Origin of the sequence: Devosia aquimaris (assembly GCF_020169335.1) — a bacterium.
GTDB lineage: Bacteria > Pseudomonadota > Alphaproteobacteria > Rhizobiales > Devosiaceae > Devosia > Devosia aquimaris.
This window is the reverse complement of sequence record NZ_JAIEZN010000001.1, coordinates 1,393,528-1,418,515: the sequence shown is the minus strand read 5'-3', so window position 1 is coordinate 1,418,515 and position 24,988 is coordinate 1,393,528. Positions and strand designations below refer to the sequence as shown.

Sequence of the window (24,988 nt, the reverse complement as noted above, 5' to 3'; positions counted from 1 at the left end):
CATGCGCCAGACCATGCCCGTGCGGCTCGGACCCGCTGAAGACACTTTGATTGCCCAGCTCAACAGCGTGGGCGCATCGGCCGAGGCTGACCGGATGACGGTCGCCGGCCTGCCGACGCGCCGCGTGGAGAGCTACCATTATACCGACCTCAAGACCCTGCTGAAGACGGTGCCGCCGCTGGCGACCCCCGCCAACCAGGCCAGCGCGCCAGCGCTACGCGTGGCAGGTGCCTATCAGCTGATGATCGCCAATGGCGTGGTGCAGGGTGCCAGCACGGCCCCGGCCGGCGTCATCGTCGGCACGACGACAGGTGGCGTCCTGTCCACCCGTGACGATGTGCTGGTGCATCTCAATGGCGCATTGGCGTGCGAGGCGCTGACGCTGACGCTCGAGAGCAGTGTCGATCCGGTGATCCAGATCGACCGCCGTTGCGAGGGCGATGCCGCCCATGTGGCGGATGCCGTGAAAATCTTTGTTGCCGACAATGGCTCAGCGGTGATCCTTGAGACCTTCTCGGGCTCCGAGGCGGCGCATGTGGGCAATCATGCCACCTATCTGGCGCTGGGCAAGAATGCGGTGGTGACCCATATCACCGTCGATCTGTCCTCAAAGGCGTCGTCACATTTCGCCAGCAATGAATATACCCTGGCCGAAGGCGCCAAGCTGCGCACGGTGACCATCCATGCTGGCGCCGGCCTGTCCCGCAGCCAGGTGTTTGCGCGCTTTGCCGGAGCAGGGGCGCACGCCGATTTCACCGGGCTGAACCTGGTGGCTGACGGCCAGCACAATGACATCACCATCGATATCCGGCATGGCGTGGCCCACACCACCAGCCAGGAAATGTACAAGCAGATCGCGCGCGGCCGCTCCAAGGCGGTGTTCCAGGGCAAGATCGTGGTCGAGCGCGATGCGCAAAAGACCGATGCCAAGATGATGATGCAGGGGCTGATGCTGTCGGACGAGGCGGAAATCCTCTCCAAGCCCGAGCTCGAAATCTATGCCGATGACGTGGTGTGCGGGCATGGCTCGACCTGCGGCGAGCTGGACGAAGAGTCGATGTTCTACCTGATGAGCCGCGGCATTCCCAAGGCCGAGGCCGAGACGATGCTGGTGCGTGGCTTCATTGCCGAAGTGCTCGATCCGATCGAGGACGAGGCGTTGAACGAAGCGCTCAACGGCATCGTCGACGGCTGGCTGCTTGGGAAGTAGGACAGGGGACTTTGGTGTCTTGTCCTTTCCTCTCCCTTGAGGGGAGGGACCGACGGAGGGGGTAGTTGCGTGGGTCAATGTTGGACCCCAACCCCCAACCCCTCCCCTCAAGGGGAAGGGGAGGCAGACTGCAAGGCCGGTGATTCAATGACCTTCGATCTCGAAAAAGTCCGTGCCGATTTTCCGATCCTGTCCGAGGTCATCCATGGCAAGCGCCTGGTGTATCTGGACAGCGGCGCGTCAGCGCAGAAGCCGGTGCAGGTGCTCGACCGCATGGACCATGCCTTCCGGCATGAATATGCCAATGTTCACCGCGGCCTGCATACGCTGGCCAATCGCGCCACCGAAGGCTTTGAGGCGGGGCGCGAGTCGGTGCGCCGATTCATCAATGCCAAGCGGGCCGAAGAGGTCGTCTTCACCCGCTCGGCGACCGAGGCGATCAATCTGGTCGCGTCGTCCTTTGCCGGGCCGCGGATTGCCGAGGGCGACGAGATCGTGCTCTCCATCATGGAGCACCATTCCAATATCGTGCCCTGGCATTTTCATCGCGAGCGCAAGGGCGCGGTGATCAAGTGGGTCGATGTGACCGATGACGGCGGCTTTGACCTCGATGCCTTCGAGGCCACGCTGACCGACCGGACGCGTATGGTCGCGGTTACCCATATGTCCAACGTGCTGGGCACGGTGACCCCGATTGCCGAGGTGATCGCCATTGCCCATGCGCGCGGCATTCCCGTGCTGATCGATGGCAGCCAGGGCGCGGTGCACACGACGGTGGACGTGCAGGCGCTGGACGCCGATTTCTACGTCATGACTGGCCACAAGCTCTATGGGCCGACCGGCATCGGCGTGCTCTACGGCAAATATGACCTGCTGGCCGAGATGCAGCCCTATCAGGGCGGCGGCGAGATGATCGATACGGTCAGTCTCGACACCGTCACCTACAATGCCCCGCCGCATCGTTTTGAGGCCGGTACGCCGCCGATCGTGCAGGCCATGGGCCTGGGCGCCGCGCTGGACTATATGACTGGTCTGGGGCGCGATGCTATTGCCGAACACGAGGCGGCGGTCGCCAGCTATGCCGCCGAACGGCTGGGCCGAATCAAAGCGCTGCGCATGATCGGCACGGCGCCGGGCAAGGGCGGCATTTTCTCCTTCGAGCTCAAGGGCGCCCATGCCCATGACGTCTCGACCATTCTCGACCGCTACGGCATTGCCGTACGCGCGGGCACCCATTGTGCCCAGCCCCTGTTGAAACGCTTCGGTGTCACCTCCACATGCCGTGCATCGCTTGCCCTCTACAACGGCAAGGACGATGTCGACGCGCTGGTGGACGGCATTGAACGCGCCCAGACTTTTTTCGCTTGATAGCGAGGACCAATATGACCGACCAGAGCAAACCCGACCAAGACGCTGCAGTCGAAATCGACGAATCCAAGATCGCCCCGGCGCCCACGATTCCCGAGCCGCGCATCACCCCGACGGTTGGTGCAGGCCTGCCCGAGGATGAGGTGGAGCGCATCACCACCGATCTGATCGGCGCGCTCAAGACCGTCTATGACCCGGAAATCCCGGTCGACATCTACGAGCTGGGCTTGATCTACAAGGTTGACCTGGATGATGACCGAAACCTGAGCATCGACATGACGCTGACGGCCCCTGGCTGCCCGGTGGCCGGCGAAATGCCGGGTTGGGTGGAGAATGCGGCGCGCGGCGTCGAGGGCATCCGCGATGTCACGGTCAACATGGTGTTCGATCCGCCGTGGGACGCCACGCGGATGAGCGAAGAAGCCCAGGTTGCCCTCAACTGGTGGTAATCCCGCGCGTTTCGTCCTATATATCGTGAAACGCCGATAGAAAGATCCGCCCATGGCCTTCAAGATCATGACGCTGAGCGATGCCGCTGCCGAGCGCATCACCGAAATCATCGAGGATTCCGACAAGCCGGTGATCGGGGTGCGGGTCGGCGTGAAGAATGCCGGCTGTGCCGGCATGGCCTATACCCTGGACTATGTGACCGAGCCGGTGCCCGGCGATGACCACGTCAGCGACAAGGGCGTCGAGGTCTATGTCGAACCCAAGGCCACGATGTTCCTATTGGGCACGGTGATGGATTTCGAACAGTCCAAGATGAGTTCGGGCTTCACGTTCCGCAATCCCAATCAAACGGGCGCCTGTGGCTGCGGGGAGAGCGTTCAGCTTAAGCCGGCCGATCTCAAGGCGATCGCCGAGGCCCGCGCCAACGGCTGACGCGGTGCACAGCGCGCCCTGTTGCGCGCGCGCCGGGATTGGCCTAACAGGCAGGGACATTCTGCCTTTGGCCCATCCTGTTTCCGAGTTCACCCCATGACCGACCTGCCTGCGGCCTTGTCCATCATCCCGCCCACGCACAAGCTGGTCGGGCGTGTGTCGCCGCCGGGCTCGAAGTCCATCACCAACCGGGCGCTGCTGCTGGCGGCGCTGGCCAATGGCACCAGCCGGCTCAGCGGCGCGCTCAAGAGCAAGGACACCGTGCTGATGGCGGCGGCCCTGCGTCAGATGGGCGTGACTGTCGAAGAGCCGGATGCGACCAGCTTTGTTGTCACCAGTCCCGGGCGCTTGACGGCGCCGTCTGAACCGCTTTTCCTGGGCAATGCCGGCACCGCGACGCGCTTCCTCACGGCGGCGGTGGCGACGGTGGATGGTACCGTGATTGTCGACGGCGACGCGGAGATGCGCCTGCGTCCGATCGGGCCGCTGGTCGATGCGCTGGTGTCGCTGGGCATTGATGCGTCGAGCCCCACGGGCTGTCCGCCGGTGACCGTGCGGGGCAAGGGCAATTTCGGTCATGGCCGCGTCGAGATCGATGCGGGGCTCTCCAGCCAATATGTCTCGGCGCTGCTGATGGCGGCGCCGCTGGGAGATGGCCCCATTGAGGTGGCGCTGGCTGGCAAAGATATCGGCGCGCGCGGCTATGTCGATCTGACGCTGGCCGCCATGCGCAGCTTTGGCGCCGAGATTGAGCAGATCGATGCCGGTAGCTGGCTGGTGCAGCCGAGCGGCTACAAAGCCTGCGACTTGCTGATCGAGCCCGATGCTTCAGCGGCAACCTATCTTTGGGGCGCCGAAGTTCTGACCGGCGGCAAGATCGATCTGGGCGTGGCGGCAGATGCCTTCACTCAGCCTGATGCCGCGGCGCAGGCGGTGATTGCGCAGTTTCCCAATATGCCGGCGGTGATTGATGGCTCGCAGATGCAGGATGCCGTGCCCACTTTGGCGGTGTTGGCAGCGTTCAACAATCAGCCTGTGCGCTTCGTGGGCATTGCCAACCTGCGGGTGAAAGAGACCGACCGCATTCGCGCGGTTGCCAATGAGCTCAACCGCATCTTGCCGGGCCTCGCCAGGGAAGAGGGCGACGACCTGCTCGTCGCTTCGGACCCAAAGTTGGCCAACACGCTGGCAGGACGGAACCACGTCGCGCGGATCGAGACCTATCACGATCACCGCATCGCCATGAGCTTTGCCCTGGCGGGCCTGCGGCTCCCTGGAATCGTGATCCTTGACCCGGCATGCACGGGCAAGACTTACCCTGGCTATTGGGACATGCTGTCCGGACTTGGTGTCGAACTGGTGCCAGCTGCCTGAGGATCAGGCGGCGGTAATCTTGATGGGGGCCATATTCACCAGGTCATCTTCTTTGATGACCTTGTTGCGACCGGCGTGCTTGGCCGCATAAAGACACCGGTCGGCGCGTTCGATGAGCGAGGCAGCGGTGTCCGTCGGGTGATAGACGGCCAGGCCGAACGAGGCCGTGATGCGGCCCAGCTTCTCATTGGTCGAGCGCTTGAGCAGTTCCTTGGCCTGGATGGCCTTGCGGATCTTTTCGGCAAGCGCCGTGGCGCCTTCCAGGCTGGTCGCCGGGAGGATGGCGACGAATTCCTCGCCACCATAGCGGGCGGCCAGATCCTTGCCCTTGATATTGGACTTCAGCGTCATCGCCACCAGCCGCAGCACCTGATCACCGGTCTGGTGGCCATAGGTGTCGTTGAAGGTCTTGAAGTGATCGATGTCGAGCAGCATCAGGCAGAGCGGGTTGCCACTCTCGGCGCATTCAGCCATGGCCGTGTCGAGGCTCTCGTCGAAGCTCTTGCGATTGGCGATCTTGGTCAGCGGATCGAGCAGCGACTCGCGGCGCACATCATCAAGGTCGCGCTGCAGTGCGGCGATATCGTCGCGCGATGCTTCCAGCTTCTGCTCAAGGGAACGGTTGGTTTCCTGCATGTGCCGGGTTTCGGCCAGAAGTTTCTGCGCCAGCGCCTTCATCGACGCCACGGAGATGTCGCGGTCGAGATCGCCGCTGGCCATCTGCAGGGAGCCTGAATAGGCGTTGGCCGTGGTCATGGCCGTGTCGATGGCGTCGTGCACGGCCTCGATACGGGCGTGCATGCGCTCGGATACATCCGACATGCGGTCGCTGACGTCGGCCTTGAGGAATTCGTTGTAGAGCGCCTCGGCCAAGGGTTGCGAGGGCGAGTCGCCGCCACGGAAGATGGCGTTGATGCGATTGTTCAGGGTCGGATTGACGCCTGAGGCGTAGGTGTACAGGAGCTCATAAAACTGCGGATAGGGCGGAATGGAGCTGCGCTTCAGCAATTCGAATGCTGAATTCGCGTAGCCCATTGCCCGCTTTAGTTCCTGATTAGACACCGAACCCCTCGCGCCCTTGCGCCAGAATCGCTTGGAGCTTCTGCCCTCAGCGATTCCCGTTTGCCAAATTACAGGTCACACTCAATTGAACACAACTGCCCAACAGCAATAAAGCGCTGCTTAAACAGTAATTATGCTGTTCCTCAGGGTACGATCCGCGTTGGACGCAGCAGGAACGCCGGAATCGGGCCGTCACTGCCGAACGGTGACTTGTCGTCGCTGTTGTTTTCCGATTCACGCGTTTCGGCGGGGCGGCGATTGCGGCCGCGCGCGGGGCGCGACTCATTGCGTTCAGTACGGGCTTCAGGCGCTGGCGCTTCCGCCTCAGTCGCGCTCGGGGCGGGGCGCTCCGACTTGGCGGGGCGCCGCCGGCTCTGCGGCTTTTCGCTCGGGGCCTCCACAGGCTCGGCCGCAGCCGGTGCTGGGGCAGCCTGGTTGGCGGCCTCGGCAGCTGCCCGCGTGCGCGGACCGCCGCGACGGCTGCGCGCCGGCCGGGCAGGGCGCTCTTCGGTCTCGTCACCGCCGGCTGCGACAGTTGCCTCGGCGGGGGTGGTGCGACGCGCCTTGTCTTCCAGCCAGTCGATCGGCTTCTGGATCAACTTGAGGATGGCGTCGAGATGCTTGCTGTCGCTGGGGGCCACAAAGGTATAGGCGGCGCCAGAGCGACCGGCGCGGCCAGTGCGGCCGATGCGGTGAACGTAGTCTTCGGCATGCACGGGCACGTCGAAGTTGAACACATGGCTCACGGCAGGAATGTCGAGGCCGCGGGCGGCAACGTCACTGGCGACCAGCAGGGTCAGCCGGTTGTTCTTGAAGGCGTCGAGGGTTTCGGTGCGGCTCTTCTGGTCCATGTCGCCATGAAGACCGCCGGCGGACAGGCCATGCCGCTCCAGCGAGCGGGCGAGTGTGGCCACATCGCGCTTGCGATTGCAGAAGATGATCGCATTGGTCAGCCCGTCGGCAGCAGCGATCAGATCGCGCAGCATGGCGCGTTTTTCCTCGGGCTTAGACCCAACCTTTACCAGCTTCTGGTCGATCGTGTCCGCGGTCGACGCGGCACGCGAGACCTGCACATGCACCGGTTCCTTGAGGAACTTCTTGGTGAGCTTTTCGATCTGGGCGTCCATGGTCGCCGAGAACAGCAGTGTCTGGCGGCGGGGCGGCAGGCGATTGACGATCTTTTCGATGTCGTCGATGAAGCCCATGTCGAGCATGCGGTCGGCTTCGTCGATGACGAGGATTTCCACGCCATTGAGCATGATCTTGCCGCGCTCAATCTGGTCGAGCAGGCGGCCGGGCGTAGCGATCAGCACGTCAACGCCGCGATCAAGCTTCTTGTTCTGGTCTTCAAAGCTCACGCCACCGATGATCAGCGCCATGGTGAGGCGGTGGTTCTTGCCGTATTTCTCGAAGTTCTCGCTGACCTGTGCGGCCAGTTCGCGCGTCGGCTCAAGGATGAGCGTGCGCGGCATGCGGGCACGGGCCCGGCCGTTTTCCAGCAGCGTCAGCATGGGCAGCACGAAGCTGGCGGTCTTGCCGGTGCCTGTCTGGGCAATGCCGATGACGTCCTTCTTCTGAAGAACGTGAGGGATAGCCTGGGCCTGGATTTCGGTCGGCTTGGTGTAGCCAGCGGCGGCTACCGCATCGGCTACTTTGGTGGAAAGACCCAGCCCGGAAAAATCATCAGTCAAATTCTGTAATCCACGTGAGAGGCGTAGCCCGGGGCCAATTCCAGTTCGAGACATTCGAACGGTGCGCCGGGGTGTTCAGTCGTGGTGCAGCCCTCGGAGACGCGACTTGCGTACACAACTGGGGTGGCCACCGGACGGGATGCAGCAAGTGCAGAGACGACGGAGTGGCCCTGAGGCACATTGGCTAAGGCGGGCCTTGTCGAGGTGACAAGCCGTCAAGCAAAAAATGCTCCAGCGGCGCGGACCATAGCGCAAAGGCCTTGTCTGTCAACGGGGTTGCGTTGTTTAGTCTTAATTGTGGCCGCTCCGACAAGCACAGAAATCGTCGCCAACCGGGCTAGATGTCGAGGTCGGTCACAAAGGCAGCATTCTCCTGAATGAACTCGAACCGGGCTTCGGGCTTGGTGCCCATCAGCCGATCGACCGTTATGCGCGTGGCATCGAGATCGTCGCGCACCTTGACCTGCAGCAGCGTACGGCTCTTGGGTGACATGGTGGTTTCGCGCAGATGCGCGAAAGGCATTTCGCCCAGGCCCTTAAATCGGGTGATGTCGACCTTTCCCTTACCTGTAAACTCGGTGGCCATCAGCTCGGCGCGATGGGCATCGTCGCGGGCATAGAGCGTCTTGCCGCCCTGGGTGATGCGGTAGAGCGGCGGCATGGCCAGGAACAGGTGGCCATTGTCGATCAGCTTGGGCATCTCCTGGAAGAAGAAGGTGATCAGCAGCGAAGCGATATGGGCGCCGTCGACGTCAGCATCGGTCATGATGATGATCTTGTCGTAGCGCAAATCCTCGTCGCGATAGCGGTCGCGGGTGCCGCAGCCAAGCGCCTGGATCATGTCCGAGATCAGCTGGTTGGCGGCCATCTTGTCGCGGGTGGCGCCGGCGACGTTGAGGATCTTGCCACGCAGGGGCAGCACGGCCTGGCTGGCGCGGCTACGCGCCTGCTTGGCGCTGCCACCGGCAGAGTCACCTTCGACGATGAAGAGTTCGGCGCCCTGGGCCGCGGTCTGCGTGCAGTCGGCCAGCTTGCCCGGCAGGCGCAGCTTGCGCGTGGCGCTCGCGCGGTCGATTTCCTTTTCCTTGCGGCGACGAAGACGCTCTTCGGCGCGTTCGACTGCCCAGTCGAGAAGCTTGCCGGCCTGATTGGGCGACGCGGCCAGCCAGTGGTCGAAAGCGTCGCGCAGGGCGGTGTCGACGATGCGGGTGGCTTCGCCGGATGCCAGCTTGTCCTTGGTCTGCCCGACGAACTCGGGCTCGCGGACGAAGACCGACAGCATGGCGTTGCAGTGGGCGAAAATGTCTTCCGCCGTCAGGATTGCCGCGGCCTTGTTCTTGGTCAGTTCGGCATAGTTCTTGAGACCGCGCAGCAGCGCGCTGCGCAGACCCGCCTCATGCGTGCCGCCATCGGGGGTGGGGACGGTGTTGCAATAGGAGGAGACGCCACCATCGCCCAGCGTCCATGCGACGGCCCATTCAACGGCGCCATGGGTGCCTGGCTTGCCCGAGCTGCCGGCAAACAGGTCGTCCACGATGCGGGTTTCGCCCTCGATGCGGGCGGCCATGAAGTCCTTCAGGCCATTGGGATAGTGGAAGACCGCCTTGGCAGGTGCGTCCTCGGTGACCAGAGACTCGTCGCAGCTCCAGCGCAGCTCGACGCCGGCGAAGAGATAGGCCTTTGCCCGCGTCATGCGATAAAGGCGTGCAGCCGAGAAATGCGCGTGTTCGCCAAAGATCTGCGGGTCGGGGTGGAAGCGCGTGCTCGTGCCGCGGCGATTCTGCACACGGCCAAGGGCCTCGATCTCGCCGACCGGCTTGCCGCGCGAAAACGCCAAGCGGTGCAACTGCTGCTCCCGCGCCACTTCCACGATCATGCTGTCGGAGAGGGCATTGACCACCGAGACGCCCACGCCGTGCAGGCCGCCTGAGGTCTCATAGGCCTTGGAGTCGAACTTGCCGCCGGCATGAAGCACGGTGTGCACGATCTCAAGCGTGGAGCGGCCCGGGAACTTGGGATGGTTCTCTACGGGAATGCCGCGACCATTGTCGACGACGGTGATGAAGCCGTCTGCGCCCAGATGCACCTCGATGCGCGTGGCATGGCCCGCAATGGCCTCGTCCATCGAGTTGTCGATGACTTCGGCAAACAAATGGTGCAGCGCATTGGTGTCGGTGCCACCGATATACATGCCCGGTCGCCGGCGAACAGGCTCGAGGCCTTCAAGCACCTCGATGTCGGCAGCCGAATAGGCCCCGGCCTGCGCGGCTGGCTTGGAGGGTGACCGGTTTGTCTCGGAAGGCTGCGGCGCTGGCTCAGCGCCGCCGAATAGATCTTCTGCTTGCGACATGCACGTTCCGTCTTTGGCGCCCGAATCAGGCGTTCTGAACGCTAGCATAAACGACGGGCCTGCTGGGGCGGGCCTCCGGCAGCGCTGCGGTTACGCTTTCCCCATAAAGCTGAACTGCCGATGAACAGGTGGTTGGTGTCCGGTTCAACGGGGCGCAGATAGAAACGGACACAAGGGACCAGCGTCGTCCCACCAGACAGCAGGAGCTTCCCATGACCAACTTGACCAACAAGACCCGTTCCGCCTTTCGCAATGCTACCCGTGCCGCCGTGGTTACGCTTGGCCTTGGCCTTGCGGCGGTTTCCGTAGCGCCCGTGGCGGCGCAGGAATTCTCCATTCAGATGCAGGCTGGCGGCAACGGTGGCCAGGGGTTCGGTGACCGTCACCATGGTGGCCACAACGGCGGCTGGAACAACGGGCCGGGCTACAACATGCGCTGCCTGACCAATCGCGAAGTGATCCGCGGCGTATCGGCTTACGGCTATCGCAATGTGCAGATCGTGCGCGAACTGCGCCGCGACCGTGTTGAGGTCCAGGCTGTCAAGCGCGGCTACGTCTATGAGATGCGTGTCGACAAGTGCACCGGCCGGGTGAGCACGCCCGAGCGCATTGGCCGGATCGGTGGCGGGCATGGCGGCTTCAACGGTGGCTACAACAACGGTGGCAGCTTCGGCTTCCAGTTCAATTTCGGCAACTGAAGGCGGCTTTGACGCTGCCAGGAGGATGTGAAGATGAAGTGGGCATCGGCAATGATGCTGACGATGGTTCTGGGTCTGGGCCTGGCGGCCCCGGCTCAGGCCCAGCGCTTCGGCATCATGTTCGGCGATGAGCGCTCTGACTTCTTTCCAGAGCGCATCAGCTGCATGAATGACTATGAAATTCGCAATGCCGTGGCGGACCGGGGTTATAGCCAAATCCTGCTCAATGTGCCGGACAGCAAACATGTGCAGGTGCAGGCGACCAAGGGGAACTGGGTCTATCTGCTCGATTTCAACTACTGCACGGGGCAGATCGAAAGCCATCGCAAGCTTCGGCCGGCGCGCTGACCAGGCCAGATCGAAACAAAGTCGTCCCAAGATCGGGCGTCCGATTTACGTTCCGTTTGCTTCTTGGGAGCACTTTCTTAAACGCCCGCTGATAGACCAGTGGACATACGGTTTTTGTCTGGAGTTGCCGTATGCGAACCGATCGGACTCTTCGTTCTGCGTATCAGAATCCGGCTGGTTCGGTTTCCTTCGGTGTTTGGCCGCAAGCCGGGTTTTCTGGTATTGCGTACCGGCTGGCCAAGCTCTGTGTTCCGCGTGGCGCGGCGGTTTTTCTCGTCTCTGCCTTGTTTTACCTGGTCTGATTGGCTGCGGATTGATTTCCGTGGCCCGTTTGGCTATCGCTAGTGTTGTCGTCAACACCAGTCACAGGAGGGCTGCATGATCGTTTTCGAGCATCATCGTCAGTGTGGCCCTGTGTGTGCCCTGCAGCATTTGATGCAGGGCTGACCGGAGCTGGTTCGGACGCTTTTGGCTATCCCCCTTTCTGGTTTGCCCGTCGTGGCGGTCTTTTGACTGCCTTGTGATGGTCTACAGGCGCCTGTGTGGCGCCACTCCGGAAAGTTCATGACATGGGTTCGATCAGCCTCCGCAATGCTGGCCTGGTAGCCACTGAAACTCTTTTCTCCAATCTCAATGTCGTCATCGGCGACGGCGACCGTGTGGGTCTGGTGGCCGGCAATGGTCGCGGCAAGACCACGTTGCTGCGCGCCATGGCGGGGCAGGGCGAGCTGACCTCGGGTGAGCTTGTGCGCTCACGCGGGCTGACCGTGGGATATGTCGAGCAGGATATGCCTGCCAGCGCGATGGGTATGACGCTCTATGACTCGGTGCTCGACGCGCTGCCGGAAGCCGACCGAGCCAGCGACAGCTGGCGGGTCGATGTCGTTCTGGACGAGTTTGAAACGCCCGAGGCGCTGCGGGGACGGGTGCTCAGCCAGCTCAGCGGCGGATGGCAGCGCATTGCGCTGATTGCCCGCTGCTGGGTGCTGCAACCCGATGCGCTGCTGCTGGACGAGCCGACAAACCATCTGGACCTGGCAAAGCTGTTCCAGCTCGAGGCCTGGATCAATCAGGCGGCGCGCACTATCCCGGTGGTCATTGCCAGCCATGACCGGCAGTTCCTTGACGCCACGACCAACCGCACGCTGTTCCTGCGGCCGGATGCGTCCCCCTATTTCGCCTTGCCCTATAGCAAGGCGCGGCTGGCGCTGGCCGAGGCCGACGAGGCAGCAGAGGCCAAGCGCGAACGCGAGCTCAAGGAAGTCACCCGGCTGCGCAAGCAAGCCGCCAAGCTGACCAATGTCGGCATCAACTCGGGTAGTGACCTGCTTGTCGTGAAGTCGAAATATCTGCGCGAGCGGGCCGAGAAGATCGAGGCCGCGCTGCAGTCGGTGCACAAGGAGCGCAGCGGCGACATCCGGCTGGGCAATAGTGGTGCACAGGCACGGGTGATGCTGGCCGTGGACAATGTCGCGGTGACCACGCCGGCAGGTGAGATGCTGTTCCGCATCGAAAAGCTGCACATCTTCCAGGGGGACCGCATTGTCATTCTGGGTCGCAATGGCGCGGGCAAGTCGCAGTTCATGGGCCTGCTCAACCGGGCGCTGGCGGGAGAGGCGGTGGAGGGAATGCGGGTCAGTCCGCAGATCGTGGCCGGCTATCTCGACCAGGCCATGGCCTATCTGCCGGCCAAGAGTTCGCCGCTCGACTATATCACCGGGCGCTTCGACCTGGGCGATCAGCGCAGCAAGAGCCTGCTGGCGGGCGCTGGCTTTGTGGTGGAAAAGCAGGAACGGCCGATCAGCGAGTTGTCGTTCGGACAGCGGGCGCGACTGGGCCTGCTGGCGCTCCGGCTCAGCGAGCCCAATCTCTATCTGCTGGACGAGCCAACCAACCACATCGACATTGCTGGCCAGGAGCGGCTTGAAGACGAGATCCTCAGCCACGGTGCGACGTCGATCCTGGTCAGTCACGACCGCAGTTTCGTGCGTGGCCTGGGCAGCCGGTTCTTCGAGATCGACCGGCGACGGCTCAAGGAAGTCCCCAGCCCGGAGGCGTTCTTTGCAGCGATGGCCGCTGAAGCGAGCTAACGGAACGGGGCAAACCCTGAATGGTTCGGCCGAAAGGTCGGGCCATTTGCGCGGGCGAATTAAATGCCGCGTTTACGGCATAAGCCTAGGCTGGCAGCACGTGATTGGAGGAGGAGTGCTGCCATGACAGCCAAGTCGCCCGCCGACCAGCTGCACTACATCAGTAGCGTGGCTGGCCGCTATACGTTGGGAGACCGTCCGCAAATTCCCGGGATCAACATCCTGGCGTGCCGCTTACGCGCCATTTCGGAGACCTCGCTGATTGCTACGGCACCGGTTCTGGGCAAGGTGGGCGAGCCCATCAGCTTGCGCTTTGCGCCCTTCGGCACCTTGAGGGGCCACATCAGCCGGCATGTTGCCGATGGCTTTGTGGTGGCGCTTGACAGTTCAGAAGACGAGAGCTTGGCGCTGGGCGACCGCATCGGCCAGTATCAGCACCGGCTATGGACAGGCATGGCGGACAAGCGGGCGCAGAAGCGCTTCATGCCGGCCGAACCGCGCTCGGTGCTGATCCGCGAAACACAAGAGATGCTGCCCTGCCTGGTGGTCGACTATTCGGCTTGTGGCGCGGCTGTGTCTGCGCAGGTGCAGCCCGAACTGGGCGAGCACGTGATGGTGGGGCAGGTGGAGGCTGATGTGGTGCGGCTGTTCGATGTCGGCTTTGCTGTGCATTTTGCCGAGCCGCAGTCGATCGAGGAGATCGAGAGCCTGCTGGAGTCACCGCAGGAGTGGCGGCTGGCGGTGGCCGTGTTGCCGCCACGGGTGGCCGACAGCGACGAGACCATCGAATTCGCCGATCTCATCGGCTTTTGTGACTGAGATATCCGGATAGCCGCACGGTACCTGGCGCCGCCTGGTTGCCAGCCAAAAGAAAAAGGGCCCCTTGCGGGGCCCTTCGTCGTTTCGTACCGGGCGCTTAGGCCGAGTAGTACATTTCGTATTCGACCGGGTGCGGGGTGTGCTCGAACTTGACCACTTCCTGCATCTTGAGGTCGATGTAGCTGTCGATGAAATCGTCGTCCATGACGCCGCCGACCTTGAGGAACTCACGGTCCTTGTCGAGGTTTTCCAGGGCTTCACGCAGCGAGCCGGACACGGTCGGAATTTCCTTGAGCTCTTCCTTGGGCAGCTCGTAGAGGTCCTTGTCCATCGGATCGCCGGGGTGGATCTTGTTCTTGATGCCGTCCAGGCCAGCCATCAGCAGAGCCGTGAAGGCGAGGTAGGGGTTCGCCAGCGGATCGGGGAAGCGAACCTCGACGCGCTTGGCCTTCGGCGACTGGCCGAAGGGGATACGGCAGGACGCCGAACGGTTGCGGGCCGAATAGGCCAGCAGCACGGGGGCTTCGAAACCGGGCACCAGGCGCTTGTAGCTGTTGGTGGTCGGGTTGGTGAAGGCATTGATGGCCTTGGCATGCTTGATCACGCCGCCGATGTAGTACAGGCAATCCATCGACAGACCGGCATACTGGTCACCGGCGAACAGCGGCTTGCCGTCCTTCCAGATCGACTGGTGGCAGTGCATGCCCGAGCCGTTGTCGCCATAGACGGGCTTGGGCATGAAGGTTGCCGACTTGCCATAGGCATTGGCGACCTGCTGGATGACATACTTGTAGATCAGCACGTCGTCGGCCGACTTGATCATCGGCTGGAACTTGATGCCGAGTTCGTGCTGAGCCGACGCCACTTCGTGGTGGTGCTTCTCGATGACGACGCCCATCTGGCCCATGGCCTCGAGCATTTCACCGCGCATGTCCTGGGCGCTGTCCAGCGGGGGAACCGGGAAGTAGCCCTTCTTGAGGCCGATGTGGTGGCCGTTGTTGCCGCCTTCGTACTCGCTGTCGTTGTTGGTCGGCAGCTCGGAGTGATCGACCTGGAAGCCAACCTTGTAGGTGGTGTTGGAATACTTCACGTCGTCGAAGATGAAGAATTCGGGCTCGGGGCCGAACACGACCGCGTCGCCGATGCCGGACGACTTGACCAGGGCTTCAGCCTTCTTGGCGATGGAGCGCGGATCGCGGTTGTAGGGCTGGTAGGTGGCGGGCTCGAGAATGTCGCAGTTGATGGCGAGGGTCGAGGCCGAGAAGAAGGGGTCGATATAGGCCGAGTTCGGATCGGGCATCAGCACCATGTCGGACTCGTTGATGGCCTTCCAGCCGGCGATGGAGGAACCGTCAAACATGACGCCTTCCTCGAACATGTCGGCATCGACCACGGAAGCGTCCATGGTGACGTGCTGCAGCTTGCCGCGCAGGTCGGTGAAGCGCACGTCGAGATACTTGATGTTCTCGTCCTTCATGCGCTGAACGATATCGGCTCCGGTGGTCATGAGGTCTTCCCCTGTCTAATTCGGAATGCTTGTTGGTCGGAACGGCGGAACGCCCGGGACTTCTGCCCTAGAGTGCGTCGTCGCCGAATTCTCCGGTGCGGATGCGGATGGCCTGCTCGATCGAGTAGACAAAGATCTTGCCATCGCCAATGCGACCGGTTTGCGCAGCGTTACGGATGGCCTCGATGGCCTTTTCTGCCAGGGCGTCGGGGCACACGACCTCGACCTTCACCTTGGGCAGGAAATCCACGACATATTCCGCGCCGCGATAGAGTTCGGTATGGCCCTTCTGGCGGCCAAAGCCCTTGGCTTCGGTGACGGTGATGCCCTGGAGCCCGACTTCCTGCAGTGCTTCTTTGACTTCGTCGAGCTTGAACGGCTTTACGATAGCCTCGATTTTCTTCATTTGAGCCTCCCGGGTCTATCTGCACACATACCGCAAACCGGTATGCACGGCCTGTGCCAGCTGAATCTGCGATGCAATTGCCTAGTTATATCAATGTGTTAAGCGCAACTCCGCCGCCTGTGACGGGGGTGGTGCCGGCAAGGCGTGACCATAAAATAGGCAATATGCACTCAAACTAGGCAGAATTGGCGATTTGGTCCAGCCGATCGTGGCAATTTCGCCGCTACATTGTGCAGTGTCGTGACGCTATCGATGAAACGCCGCGCAAAGCCGTCGTCGGGCCTCTGGCATTCGGCGCAAAACGCGCAGCAAGGCTTTGACTGGCTTTCCGTCTTCATATAGATGCAACGCCAACCCGGCCAACGGGTCCCCTGCGGGTGTGGCGGAACTGGTAGACGCACTGGATTTAGGTTCCAGCGCCGCAAGGCGTGGAGGTTCGAGTCCTCTCACCCGCACCAAACATGGGCCCTGGCCCCCTGATCAATGAATACGGGATTGAACCGAATGCAGGTTACCGAAACCCTCAATGAAGGCCTGAAGCGCAAGTTGAGCGTCACCATTCCGGCCGCCGACCTCAATACGCGCCTGAGCGCCAAGCTCGAAGAGCTCAAGGGCCAGGCCAACATCAAGGGCTTCCGTCCCGGCAAGGTTCCGCTGGCGCATATCAAGAAGATGTTCGGTCGCTCGGCCATGTCCGAAGTGATGACCGACGCCATCAACACCACCGTTTCCGAGACCCTGGACAAGCGCGACGAGCGCGCTGCTGCCCAGCCCAAGGTTGACCTGCCCGACGATCAGGCCGTTATCAACGACGTCCTGGACGGCAAGGCCGACCTGGCTTTCGAAGTCGAATACGAAGTGCTGCCGCCGGTCGCGCTGATGGACCTCAAGGGTGTTCCGCTGACCAAGCCGGTCGTGGCCATCACCGATGAGGAAGTGACCGCCGAAGTGAACCGCGTGTTCGCCCAGAACCGTGGCTACACCGACAAGGGCGACGGCGCTGTCGTCGAGACCGGCGATCGCCTCGGCCTGTCCTTCGTGGGCAAGATCGACGGCAAGGCGTTTGACGGCGGTTCCTCCGACCATGCGCATCTGACCGTTGGCTCGGGCGAATTCATCCCCGGCTTCGAAGAGCAGCTGGTGGGCATGAAGAAGGGCGAGCCGCGCGAAGTGAAGGTGACCTTCCCCAAGGACTACCAGAACGCTGAACTGGCCGGCAAGGATGCAACCTTTGACGTGACCGTGCTGCACATCGACGGCCCCAATGCCGGCGAGCTGGACGATGAATTCGCCCAGCGCCTGGGTGTTGAGAACGTCGAAGCTCTGCGCAAGGCCGTCAAGGACCAGATGGAAGCCGCGCTGGGTTCCATGAGCCGCCAGCACATGAAGCGCCAGGTGCTCGATGCCCTGGACGATGGCCACAAGTTCGACGTCCCCGCCCAGCTGGTCGAGGCCGAGTTCGCCACCATCTGGCAGCGCGTCGAGCATGAAGTGCAGAGCCATGGCCGGTCCTTCGAAGACGAAGGCACCACCGAGGAGGCTGCCCGTGAGCAGTATCGCTCGATTGCCGAGCGTCGCGTGCGTCTGGGCCTGGTTGTTGCCGAAATCGGCAACAAGAATGAAGTGAATGTGACTGAGGAAGAACACCAGCAGGCGCTTATCGCCGAGGTGCGTCGCTTCCCTGGCCAGGAACAGCAGGTTTACGACTACTACCGCAAGAACCCGCAGGCTCTGGCTGGCCTGCGCGCCCCGGTGTTCGAGAACAAGGTCGTCGACTTCATCATCGACCAGGGCAAGATCTCCGAGAAGGCCATGAGCCGCGAAGAACTCGCCAAGCTCATCCAGGCCGACGAGGACGAGGTTCCCGAAGAGCATCACCACTAAGATGTCTCGCGCTTGATTTTGAAGCCGCCCAGAATTGGGCGGCTTTTTCGTTTCCAGTGACTGGCGTCCAGTATCCCAAGCGAGTTTTCATGGCTCCCACCAGCATCGATATTCTCCTCACGCCGCAGCAGATGGCCCAGGCTGATCGCCTCGCCATGGAGGCGGGCACTCGTTCGCTCAAGCTGATGGAGTCTGCCGGCAAGGCTGTCGCCGAGGCCGTGATCGAGCATTACTACCAGCGCTCTGTGCTGGTGCTGTGCGGGCCGGGCAACAATGGCGGCGACGGCTTTGTGGTCGCCAGGTTGCTCAAGGACAAGGGCTGGCCAGTGCAGGTGCGTCTGGTGGGCGAGATGGCCGCCCTCAAGGGCGACGCAGCGGCCATGGCGGCGCAGTGGAGTGGCCGCGTCGTGGCGCCGAGCGTGCAGGATATCGAGGACGCTGACCTGGTCATCGATGCGCTTTTGGGCGCGGGGCTTGACCGCGATGTCGAGGGCCCAATGGCCGAGATTATCGAGGCCGTCAACGCCAGTACGCGGCCGGTGGTGAGCATCGACGTCCCCAGCGGCCTGGATGGCGCGCTGGGCCGCGCCCGGGGCACGGCCATGATTGCCGAGATGACGGTCACCTTCTTCCGGCTCAAGCCGGGGCATCTGTTGCAACCGGGTCGGGACCTGTGTGGCGAGGTGGTGCTGGCCGATATCGGCATTGCCTCAGACGTGCTGGAGACCATTGGCGCCCGGGCGTGGCAGAATAGCTCGACGCTTTGGACGCTCCCGTCAGCGGAGACTGGCGGCAACAAGTTCGACCGTGGCCACTGCATCGTGGTCTCCGGCGGCGCCCTGCAGACCGGCGCGGCGCGCCTGGCGGCAATGGGCGCGTTCCGGGTTGGCGCAGGACTGGTGTCACTGGCCGGGTCGGAGGAGGCTCTTCTGGTGCACGCGGCGCATGTTACGGCCGTCATGCTCAAGCCCGTCGAGGCCCCCGAGGATCTTGTGGACCTGCTGAGCGACAGCCGGATCACGTCAGTCGTGATCGGGCCGGCAGCCGGAGTCGGCCCGCAGACGCGCGCGGCAGTGCTCAGTGTGCTCGAATCCGGCGCCGCGGCCGTGGTGGATGCCGATGGGCTCACCAGCTTTACCGGCGGTGCCGAGACTTTTTTCGAGGCTGTGAAGGCAGCCGATCAACCGGTGGTCATTACGCCGCATGAGGGCGAGTTCGAGCGCCTGTTTGGCGCGGTGCCGGGCAGCAAGCTGGAGCGGGCGCGCGCCGCGGCGGATCATAGTGGGGCCATCGTCGTGCTCAAGGGCAGCGATACGGTTATCGCCAGCCCGGATGGGCGTGCTGCCATCAATGCCAATGCGCCGGCCTGGCTGGGCACTGCAGGGTCGGGCGATGTGCTGGCAGGGATGATCGCCGGATTGATGGGGCAAGGCATGGATGGCTGGGAAGCCGCCTGTGCCGGGGTCTGGATCCATGCCGAGGCCGCCAACCGCTTCGGCGGCCCAGGGCTGATCAGTGAAGACTTGCCGCTCCTGGTCCCGGGTGTCCTGGCGAGCCTTTAGTCCCAGCGCACCATGAGCTTTTCCAGCCCGTGGAAATGGTAGACGTCGTTGTAGCGTGGGGCCTCGGCAAGGCGTAGCCGGGGCAGGCGGCGGAACAGCTCGCTCATGGCGACCTGCAGTTCGATGCGGGCCAGCGGTGCGCCGATGCAGAAATGGATGCCGGCGCCGAAGCTGACATTGGCGCCGTCCTTACGGAACGGGTCGAAGCGGTCGGCATGGGCAAAGCGGGCAGGGTCACGATTGGCGGCGCCCAGCATGAGGCCGACGACATCGCCCTTTCGCAGGTGGATGCCCTCGTATTCGAAGTCGCTCAGGGCATAGCGGGTGAACAGATGCAGCGGCGCATCAAAGCGCAGGCATTCTTCCACCGTCGCTTCGGTCTGCTCAGGGGTAGCAAAAAGCGTAACTGGATCGATACCGCTTTCGAGGATCGATTTGACGCCATTGCCCGTGGTGTGGACCGTGGCCTCATGGCCGGCATTGAGCAGGAGGATGGCGGTGGACATGACTTCGTCGTCGCTGAGACGGTCGCCGCCGCGATCTGAGGTCAGCATGTGGCTCAGCAGGTCTTCGCGGGGTTGCTTGCGGCGCTCGGCAATCACGCTGGCCAGATAGTCCATGAAGTCCTGCGATGCCTGATTGGCATCGAGTTCTGTTTCGTGGCTGACTCCATACATATACATGGCCACCATGCGGTTGGACCAGGCGAGCAGCTGCGGGGCGCTCTCTGCAGGCAGGCCAATCATTTCGGCAATGATGATCGCCGGCAGCGGCGCGGCGAAAGCCTTGATGAGATCAACGCTGTCCTCGCCCTCGAAGCCGTCGATGATTTCGTTGGCGAGCTTGATGATGCGCGGACGCAGTTGCTCAACATGGCGCGAGACGAAGGCCCGGTTGACGAGGGTCCGCAGGCGGGTGTGGGCTGGGGGCTCGAGATTGAGCAGGGAGTGCTTTTCGGTCAGGTCAAAGGCGGCAGTGTGGGCCTTGGGTTCAGGCAGGCCGATTTCCTCGCGTGTGGCGACATGCAGGATTTCGCGGCCGAAGCGCTTGTCGCGGAGCAGGGCGCTGACTTCCTTGAAACCAGCAAAACACCAGTGACCATATTGCTCCCAGAAGAAGTTGGGTGCTGTCGCATGTCGCTCGGCATAGAAGGCATAGGGGTTCTGAAAGAAGGCAGGATCACGCGGGTCGGCGCTGGCGCGGTGGGCGGCGGAAACGTCAGTGATCGGCTTGATCTGGAGAATGGCGGCCATGATGGTCCAAGCGAGGTAAATCGCTGACACCATAGGCGGCGGCAGCGCCGTTGCAACTGCTCTTGCGTGTGACTTGCGCGTGGCCGCACAAAAATAGTCGATTGGAGGCGGAGCCGTTCGTCGGGTCTGTGCTCAACACCTGGAGACCTGACCATGAAGTTTCTCTGCCTAGTCCATTTCGAGCCCGATGCCTTCGCCGACGCGAGCCCCGACGAGATGCGGCGCCTGGACGACGCCACCATTGCCCATGACCACAAGCTGCGAGAGAGCGGGCACTTGTTGATTGCCTCGCCGCTGATGGCGCCAGAGACCGCGGTCAATATTGACCGGCGGACCCGAATGACCATGGACCGGCTGGATGGTCCGTTTGCCGAAGCCAAGGAAATGGTGGGCGGTTTTGTGCTGATCGAGGCCGCCGACATGGCCGAGGCGGTGGCGCTGTTCGACGATGACCCGATTGCCGCCTATTCCCGGGTCGAGATCCGGCCCCTGATGGTGGATCACCGCCACAGCGAAACCGGCGTAGCGCGACCAGATTTTGAGGCGCGGTGAGCCTTCGAGACTGTCTCGGAGTGGGCAATGCGGTCAGACGGCTTGAGCGCCGGCGCCGCATTGCCGTCAAAAGGGCTTGGCAAGGGGCGTGCAATCATGTCTTGAAGGCGGCCAAACGACCAAGGACTTTGCCATGAGCGACATCACCGTTTCCCAGGCGATCGATGCGATCTACGCCTCGATCAAGAACAACAACGAAGACATTGACCTCCATATCGCGGCGCTCAAGGCTGCCATGGCTCGCGAAGGCGTGACCGAAGCGGTGTTCGAGCCGTCCAAGCTGGCGCAGCCCAATCGGCAGGGCCGCAAGATCATGCAGTCCTACTTCAAGAAGAAGGGCGTCACCGTCGGCTTTTCGGCCTGACGGGGCCTGGGAGCGGCTCTGACGGGGTAGTGGCCCTATTAACCCCGCCGAGGGAGAAATTGGTGAGCGCCCCGACCGCCTATTGAAGCTGGGGCCATTGCCGCCTATCTCTGCCTTTACCGCGCGTTAAGGCGGTCTGGTCTGCAATCGACCAGTACCGCTGATTCGAATTCGACATGATTGCGCTGGTCCGGGCACTCGCCCCGGTCACTGATCGTGTCCCAAACAAACGACACCGCTCGCCCGGTCCGCGACCCGGCACAGCAAAGGGGCATTCCATGCGGGATCCGCACGATACTTATATGAACACCCTCGTTCCGATGGTGGTGGAGCAATCCAACCGGGGCGAGCGCGCCTTCGACATCTATTCGCGCCTGCTGCGCGAGCGCATCATTTTCGTGACCAGCGTTGTCGAGGACAACATGGCTTCGCTGATCGTGGCGCAGCTGCTGTTCCTCGAATCAGAGAACCCGAAAAAGGAAATCTCGCTCTACATCAACTCGCCTGGCGGCGTTGTGACGGCTGGCCTGTCGATCTACGACACCATGCAGTTCATTCGCGCACCGGTGGCGACGATGGTGATGGGGCAGGCTGCTTCGATGGGCTCGCTGCTGCTGGCCGCCGGCGAGCCGGGCATGCGCACTGCGCTCCCCAATGCCCGCGTGATGGTGCACCAGCCGTCCGGCGGCTTCCAGGGTCAGGTGACCGACATCCTGATTCATGCCAAGGAAGTCGAGGGTTTGAAGCGGCGTCTTAATCAGATTTATGAGAAGCACACCGGCCGCACCTACGAGGAAATCGAGAACGCGCTCGAGCGCGATCGTTTCCTGTCGCCCGAAGAAGCCAAGACGTTTGGCCTGATCGACAACGTCTGGGACAAGCGCGTCGTTCCGGAGTCGGCGAGCTGATTGGGCGTGCGTTAAGCACATTGCTGACACGCCGTGGACTGTGATCCGCGTGCGATTGCACCGAGCCGGATCGATCTTTAGGATCGGTTCGGCTTAGACTTTCTTTAGGCTCAAGCGATACCGTCAGGGAATGGCTTGGTTTTGGAGGCGCTCTGCCTCCGGGAGTAACAGGATGTCCAAAGAGACAACGAACGGCGAAACCTCCAAGAACACGCTTTATTGCTCGTTCTGCGGGAAATCCCAGCATGAGGTTCGCAAGCTGATCGCCGGCCCGACCGTCTTCATCTGCGATGAATGCGTCGAGCTGTGCATGGACATCATCCGCGAAGAGAACAAGACCAGCATGGTCAAGTCCTCCGATGGCGTGCCGACACCTGCCGATATCTGCAAGGTGCTCGACGACTACGTCATCGGCCAGTTCCGCGCCAAGCGCGTGCTCTCCGTGGCCGTCCACAATCACTACAAGCGTTTGCACCACGCCACCAAGAACCAGGACGTGGAGCTGAGCAAGTCTAACATCCTGCTGATCGGGCCGACCGGCTCGGGCAAGACGCTGCTGGCACAGACGCTGGCGCGCATTCTGGATGTGCCCTTCACCATGGCCGATGCGACCACGCTGACCGAAGCCGGCTATGTCGGCGAGGACGTGGAAAACATCATCCTCAAGCTGCTGCAGGCTGCCGACTACAATGTCGAGAAGGCGCAGCGCGGCATCGTCTATATCGACGAAGTCGACAAGATCAGCCGCAAGTCCGACAATCCGTCGATCACCCGTGACGTTTCGGGCGAAGGCGTGCAGCAGGCGCTGCTCAAGATCATGGAAGGTACCGTGGCTTCGGTTCCGCCCCAGGGTGGCCGCAAGCATCCGCAGCAGGAATTCCTGCAGGTGGACACGACCAATATCCTGTTCATCTGCGGTGGCGCCTTTGCGGGCCTGGAGAAGATCATCTCGGCGCGCGGTGAAGGCTCGGGCATCGGCTTTGGCGCTACCGTCAAGGATCCGCAGGACCGTCGCGTGGGCCAGATCCTGGCCGATGTGGCGCCGGAAGACCTGGTGCGCTTTGGCCTGATCCCGGAATTCATCGGCCGCCTGCCTGTGCTGGCAACGCTGGAAGACCTGGACATTGCCGCACTGATCGAAATCCTGACCTCGCCCAAGAACGCCCTGGTGCGTCAGTACCAGCGCCTGTTCCAGATGGAAGAGGTCGAGCTGACGTTCCACGAAGACGCCCTCAAGGCGATCGCGGAAAAGGCCATTGAGCGCAAGACCGGCGCGCGTGGTCTGCGCTCGATCATGGAAGGCATCCTGCTCGACACCATGTATGACCTGCCGTCGCTGGAAGGCGTGGAAGAGGTGGTGATCTCGGCCGATGTGGTGAATGGCAAGGACGTGCGTCCGCTGTACATCTACTCGGAGCGCAAGAAGGAAGACCTGCCCGCTGGTGCATAAGGTTTTCGTCAGACCGAATTGAAAACGCCGGGCCCTTGGGTCCGGCGTTCTTGTTTTTGGATTCCGATACGGTCACGCGGCTTGCTGCGGCACCGGCCCCACATAGACGGACATGGGACGGATGAGGCGGCCGGTCTCTGCCTGTTCGCGGGCATGGGCGAGCCAGCCGCCCGTGCGGCCCATGGCGAAGACGCAGGTGAAGGCGTCGCGCGGGAAGCCCAGGGCCTCGAGCAGCAGGGCGGTATAGAACTCCACATTGGTGTCCAGCGCCCGGTCGGGCTTGCGTTCGCGCAGCACGACGAGGGCCGCGGCTTCGACTGCTTCGGCGAGAGCCAGGCGTGCGGCGTCGATGGCGCCGCCGCTGGCCAGGATCTTCACTGCGCCCTTGAGGGCATCGGCACGGGGGTCGCGCACACGATAGACACGGTGGCCGAAGCCCATCAACCGGTCACCACCATCGAGTGCGGCTTCCAGCCAGGCGCGGGCATTGGTGGGCGTGCCAACACCGTCGAGCATGTCCAGCACCGGACCGGGCGCACCGCCATGCAGCGGGCCCTTGAGGGCGCTGAGCGCGGCCAGAACGGATGACGTGAGCCCCGCTTTGGTGGAGGCGACGACGCGGGCAGCGAAGGTCGAGGCATTCAGGCCATGGTCGGCAACGGTGACCAGGTAGCGATCAAGTGCGGCGGTCTGCTGCGGGCTGGGTAGGGCGCCGTGCAGCATGCGCAGGGTATCGGCAGCGTGGGTGAGGCTGGCATCGGGCGCAAGCGGCGTTTTCCCGGCGCGCAGGCGCAGCAAGGCTGTGGTGAAAACGGCCGGGCCGGCGACGAACTGCAGTGCTGTGTCGAGGTCCTCGCCGTCGCCCAGCCTAGCCAGTAGGGCGCGCATGGCATCAACAGGTGGCAGGGCAAGCAGCGCGGCGTCCGCGGCAGCAACATGAGCAAATACGGTCTCCCGGGCCCGCCCCAGCGCCAGGCGCAGATCATCGGGCTCAGTGAAGAAGCCGTCAAACAGCAGTGCCAGCACGTCCTCGTAGCGGCTGTGGCTCACCAGTTCATCGAGGGACTGCCCGCGCACGATCAGGCGCCCATTCTTGCCGTCGACATCGGATAGCACCGTCTGAGCAGCGATCACATCTTCCAGACCAGAGTTCATGGTCATCTCCTGTGGTTGTTGCGCGGCAAATTAGGAGCATTTACATTGACGTCAA

General features: G+C 62.7%; 22 protein-coding genes and 1 tRNA gene. 16 read left to right on the top strand and 7 right to left on the bottom strand.

Annotation, left to right across the window (positions count from 1 at the left end; translation table 11 throughout):
- The first annotated feature begins 1 nt into the window (after position 1).
- From sufD to aroA, 5 genes are all read left to right on the top strand, one after another.
- Positions 2-1,210: a Fe-S cluster assembly protein SufD gene (gene sufD / locus K1177_RS06810; protein WP_224702546.1), complete on the top strand. Its 1,209-nt coding sequence runs from the start codon at positions 2-4 to the stop codon at positions 1,208-1,210.
- A 147-nt stretch (positions 1,211-1,357) separates the two neighbouring features.
- On the top strand, positions 1,358-2,578 hold the full coding sequence (locus K1177_RS06805; RefSeq protein WP_224702545.1) for a cysteine desulfurase: 1,221 nt from the start codon (positions 1,358-1,360) through the stop codon (positions 2,576-2,578).
- A gap of 14 nt (positions 2,579-2,592) precedes the next feature.
- Positions 2,593-3,027 (top strand): SUF system Fe-S cluster assembly protein, encoded by a 435-nt coding sequence (locus tag K1177_RS06800; protein ID WP_224702544.1) that lies wholly within the window; start codon positions 2,593-2,595, stop codon positions 3,025-3,027.
- A gap of 52 nt (positions 3,028-3,079) precedes the next feature.
- Positions 3,080-3,460 (top strand): HesB/IscA family protein, encoded by a 381-nt coding sequence (locus tag K1177_RS06795; protein WP_224702543.1) that lies wholly within the window; start codon positions 3,080-3,082, stop codon positions 3,458-3,460.
- Between the two features lie 96 nt (positions 3,461-3,556).
- A complete protein-coding gene (gene aroA / locus K1177_RS06790) occupies positions 3,557-4,834 on the top strand; it encodes a 3-phosphoshikimate 1-carboxyvinyltransferase (protein WP_224702542.1) in 1,278 nt (425 codons plus the stop codon).
- A 3-nt stretch (positions 4,835-4,837) separates the two neighbouring features.
- On the opposite strand, the gene K1177_RS06785 is transcribed toward aroA, so the two are convergent.
- The 3 genes from K1177_RS06785 to parE all read right to left on the bottom strand — a co-directional run bounded on the left by K1177_RS06785 (position 4,838) and on the right by parE (position 9,937).
- The gene (locus K1177_RS06785) at positions 4,838-5,842 is read right to left on the bottom strand and encodes a GGDEF domain-containing protein (RefSeq protein ID WP_224702541.1); all 1,005 of its coding nucleotides are present in this window, start codon (positions 5,840-5,842) and stop codon (positions 4,838-4,840) included.
- 197 nt (positions 5,843-6,039) lie between these two features.
- Positions 6,040-7,587, bottom strand: coding sequence for a DEAD/DEAH box helicase (locus K1177_RS06780; RefSeq protein ID WP_224702540.1), 1,548 nt, complete (start codon positions 7,585-7,587; stop codon positions 6,040-6,042).
- Between the two features lie 337 nt (positions 7,588-7,924).
- Positions 7,925-9,937: a DNA topoisomerase IV subunit B gene (gene parE, locus K1177_RS06775; RefSeq protein WP_224702539.1), complete on the bottom strand. Its 2,013-nt coding sequence runs from the start codon at positions 9,935-9,937 to the stop codon at positions 7,925-7,927.
- 212 nt (positions 9,938-10,149) lie between these two features.
- On the opposite strand from parE, the gene K1177_RS06770 reads away from it, so the two are divergent.
- The 4 genes from K1177_RS06770 to K1177_RS06755 all read left to right on the top strand — a co-directional run bounded on the left by K1177_RS06770 (position 10,150) and on the right by K1177_RS06755 (position 13,892).
- Positions 10,150-10,635 carry a hypothetical protein gene (locus tag K1177_RS06770; protein ID WP_224702538.1) on the top strand — a complete coding sequence of 162 codons (486 nt, stop codon included), beginning with the start codon at positions 10,150-10,152 and terminating at the stop codon, positions 10,633-10,635.
- Between the two features lie 33 nt (positions 10,636-10,668).
- On the top strand, positions 10,669-10,983 hold the full coding sequence (locus K1177_RS06765; RefSeq protein WP_224702537.1) for a hypothetical protein: 315 nt from the start codon (positions 10,669-10,671) through the stop codon (positions 10,981-10,983).
- 569 nt (positions 10,984-11,552) lie between these two features.
- Complete coding sequence (locus K1177_RS06760; RefSeq protein ID WP_224702536.1) at positions 11,553-13,073, top strand: ATP-binding cassette domain-containing protein; 1,521 nt, start codon at positions 11,553-11,555, stop codon at positions 13,071-13,073.
- Positions 13,074-13,196: 123 nt separating this feature from the next.
- Positions 13,197-13,892, top strand: coding sequence for a hypothetical protein (locus K1177_RS06755; RefSeq protein ID WP_224702535.1), 696 nt, complete (start codon positions 13,197-13,199; stop codon positions 13,890-13,892).
- A gap of 97 nt (positions 13,893-13,989) precedes the next feature.
- Here the strand turns inward: K1177_RS06755 and glnA are convergent, their stop codons facing one another.
- Together glnA and K1177_RS06745 are read right to left on the bottom strand one after the other, a co-directional pair.
- A complete protein-coding gene (gene glnA / locus K1177_RS06750) occupies positions 13,990-15,399 on the bottom strand; it encodes a type I glutamate--ammonia ligase (RefSeq protein WP_224702534.1) in 1,410 nt (469 codons plus the stop codon).
- A gap of 67 nt (positions 15,400-15,466) precedes the next feature.
- A complete protein-coding gene (locus K1177_RS06745) occupies positions 15,467-15,805 on the bottom strand; it encodes a P-II family nitrogen regulator (RefSeq protein ID WP_224702533.1) in 339 nt (112 codons plus the stop codon).
- 373 nt (positions 15,806-16,178) lie between these two features.
- Here K1177_RS06745 and K1177_RS06740 point away from each other — a divergent pair.
- The 3 genes from K1177_RS06740 to K1177_RS06730 all read left to right on the top strand — a co-directional run bounded on the left by K1177_RS06740 (position 16,179) and on the right by K1177_RS06730 (position 19,251).
- Positions 16,179-16,263: transfer RNA gene (locus K1177_RS06740), tRNA-Leu, on the top strand.
- A 46-nt stretch (positions 16,264-16,309) separates the two neighbouring features.
- Complete coding sequence (gene tig, locus K1177_RS06735; protein WP_224702532.1) at positions 16,310-17,689, top strand: trigger factor; 1,380 nt, start codon at positions 16,310-16,312, stop codon at positions 17,687-17,689.
- Positions 17,690-17,778: 89 nt separating this feature from the next.
- Positions 17,779-19,251 (top strand): NAD(P)H-hydrate epimerase, encoded by a 1,473-nt coding sequence (locus tag K1177_RS06730; RefSeq protein WP_224702531.1) that lies wholly within the window; start codon positions 17,779-17,781, stop codon positions 19,249-19,251.
- Here K1177_RS06730 and K1177_RS06725 read toward each other — a convergent pair.
- The gene (locus tag K1177_RS06725) at positions 19,248-20,504 is read right to left on the bottom strand and encodes a cytochrome P450 (RefSeq protein WP_224702530.1); all 1,257 of its coding nucleotides are present in this window, start codon (positions 20,502-20,504) and stop codon (positions 19,248-19,250) included. The genes K1177_RS06730 and K1177_RS06725 overlap by 4 nt on opposite strands.
- Before the next feature lie 153 nt (positions 20,505-20,657).
- Between K1177_RS06725 and K1177_RS06720 the strand changes: the two genes are divergently transcribed.
- The 4 genes from K1177_RS06720 (at position 20,658) to clpX (ending at position 23,778) form a co-directional block, all read left to right on the top strand.
- The gene (locus K1177_RS06720; protein WP_224702529.1) at positions 20,658-21,056 is read left to right on the top strand and encodes a YciI family protein; all 399 of its coding nucleotides are present in this window, start codon (positions 20,658-20,660) and stop codon (positions 21,054-21,056) included.
- A 133-nt stretch (positions 21,057-21,189) separates the two neighbouring features.
- Positions 21,190-21,420, top strand: a complete 231-nt coding sequence (locus K1177_RS06715; RefSeq protein WP_224702528.1) for a hypothetical protein — start codon at positions 21,190-21,192, stop codon at positions 21,418-21,420.
- A gap of 278 nt (positions 21,421-21,698) precedes the next feature.
- Positions 21,699-22,328 carry an ATP-dependent Clp protease proteolytic subunit gene (locus K1177_RS06710; RefSeq protein WP_224703706.1) on the top strand — a complete coding sequence of 210 codons (630 nt, stop codon included), beginning with the start codon at positions 21,699-21,701 and terminating at the stop codon, positions 22,326-22,328.
- 172 nt (positions 22,329-22,500) lie between these two features.
- Positions 22,501-23,778 (top strand): ATP-dependent Clp protease ATP-binding subunit ClpX, encoded by a 1,278-nt coding sequence (gene clpX, locus K1177_RS06705; protein ID WP_224702527.1) that lies wholly within the window; start codon positions 22,501-22,503, stop codon positions 23,776-23,778.
- Between the two features lie 72 nt (positions 23,779-23,850).
- Here clpX and K1177_RS06700 read toward each other — a convergent pair whose 3' ends face one another.
- The gene (locus K1177_RS06700; protein WP_224702526.1) at positions 23,851-24,933 is read right to left on the bottom strand and encodes a citrate synthase/methylcitrate synthase; all 1,083 of its coding nucleotides are present in this window, start codon (positions 24,931-24,933) and stop codon (positions 23,851-23,853) included.
- Between the last annotated feature and the right edge of the window lie 55 nt (positions 24,934-24,988).

What these genes read in the sequence shown, in the direction of transcription:
- K1177_RS06730 (WP_224702531.1), top strand. Translation starts at nt 17,779, where the DNA reads ATGGCTCCCACCAGCATCGATATTCTCCTCACGCCGCAGCAGATGGCC.
- K1177_RS06805 (WP_224702545.1), top strand. Translation starts at nt 1,358, where the DNA reads ATGACCTTCGATCTCGAAAAAGTCCGTGCCGATTTTCCGATCCTGTCC.
- K1177_RS06710 (WP_224703706.1), top strand. Translation starts at nt 21,699, where the DNA reads ATGCGGGATCCGCACGATACTTATATGAACACCCTCGTTCCGATGGTG.
- K1177_RS06760 (WP_224702536.1), top strand. Translation starts at nt 11,553, where the DNA reads ATGGGTTCGATCAGCCTCCGCAATGCTGGCCTGGTAGCCACTGAAACT.
- K1177_RS06725 (WP_224702530.1), bottom strand. Translation starts at nt 20,504, where the DNA reads ATGGCCGCCATTCTCCAGATCAAGCCGATCACTGACGTTTCCGCCGCC.
- K1177_RS06715 (WP_224702528.1), top strand. Translation starts at nt 21,190, where the DNA reads ATGAGCGACATCACCGTTTCCCAGGCGATCGATGCGATCTACGCCTCG.
- K1177_RS06765 (WP_224702537.1), top strand. Translation starts at nt 10,669, where the DNA reads ATGAAGTGGGCATCGGCAATGATGCTGACGATGGTTCTGGGTCTGGGC.
- K1177_RS06800 (WP_224702544.1), top strand. Translation starts at nt 2,593, where the DNA reads ATGACCGACCAGAGCAAACCCGACCAAGACGCTGCAGTCGAAATCGAC.
- K1177_RS06700 (WP_224702526.1), bottom strand. Translation starts at nt 24,933, where the DNA reads ATGAACTCTGGTCTGGAAGATGTGATCGCTGCTCAGACGGTGCTATCC.
- clpX (WP_224702527.1), top strand. Translation starts at nt 22,501, where the DNA reads ATGTCCAAAGAGACAACGAACGGCGAAACCTCCAAGAACACGCTTTAT.
- K1177_RS06720 (WP_224702529.1), top strand. Translation starts at nt 20,658, where the DNA reads ATGAAGTTTCTCTGCCTAGTCCATTTCGAGCCCGATGCCTTCGCCGAC.
- K1177_RS06770 (WP_224702538.1), top strand. Translation starts at nt 10,150, where the DNA reads ATGACCAACTTGACCAACAAGACCCGTTCCGCCTTTCGCAATGCTACC.
- K1177_RS06755 (WP_224702535.1), top strand. Translation starts at nt 13,197, where the DNA reads ATGACAGCCAAGTCGCCCGCCGACCAGCTGCACTACATCAGTAGCGTG.
- parE (WP_224702539.1), bottom strand. Translation starts at nt 9,937, where the DNA reads ATGTCGCAAGCAGAAGATCTATTCGGCGGCGCTGAGCCAGCGCCGCAG.
- K1177_RS06745 (WP_224702533.1), bottom strand. Translation starts at nt 15,805, where the DNA reads ATGAAGAAAATCGAGGCTATCGTAAAGCCGTTCAAGCTCGACGAAGTC.
- aroA (WP_224702542.1), top strand. Translation starts at nt 3,557, where the DNA reads ATGACCGACCTGCCTGCGGCCTTGTCCATCATCCCGCCCACGCACAAG.
- glnA (WP_224702534.1), bottom strand. Translation starts at nt 15,399, where the DNA reads ATGACCACCGGAGCCGATATCGTTCAGCGCATGAAGGACGAGAACATC.
- tig (WP_224702532.1), top strand. Translation starts at nt 16,310, where the DNA reads ATGCAGGTTACCGAAACCCTCAATGAAGGCCTGAAGCGCAAGTTGAGC.
- K1177_RS06795 (WP_224702543.1), top strand. Translation starts at nt 3,080, where the DNA reads ATGGCCTTCAAGATCATGACGCTGAGCGATGCCGCTGCCGAGCGCATC.
- sufD (WP_224702546.1), top strand. Translation starts at nt 2, where the DNA reads ATGCGCCAGACCATGCCCGTGCGGCTCGGACCCGCTGAAGACACTTTG.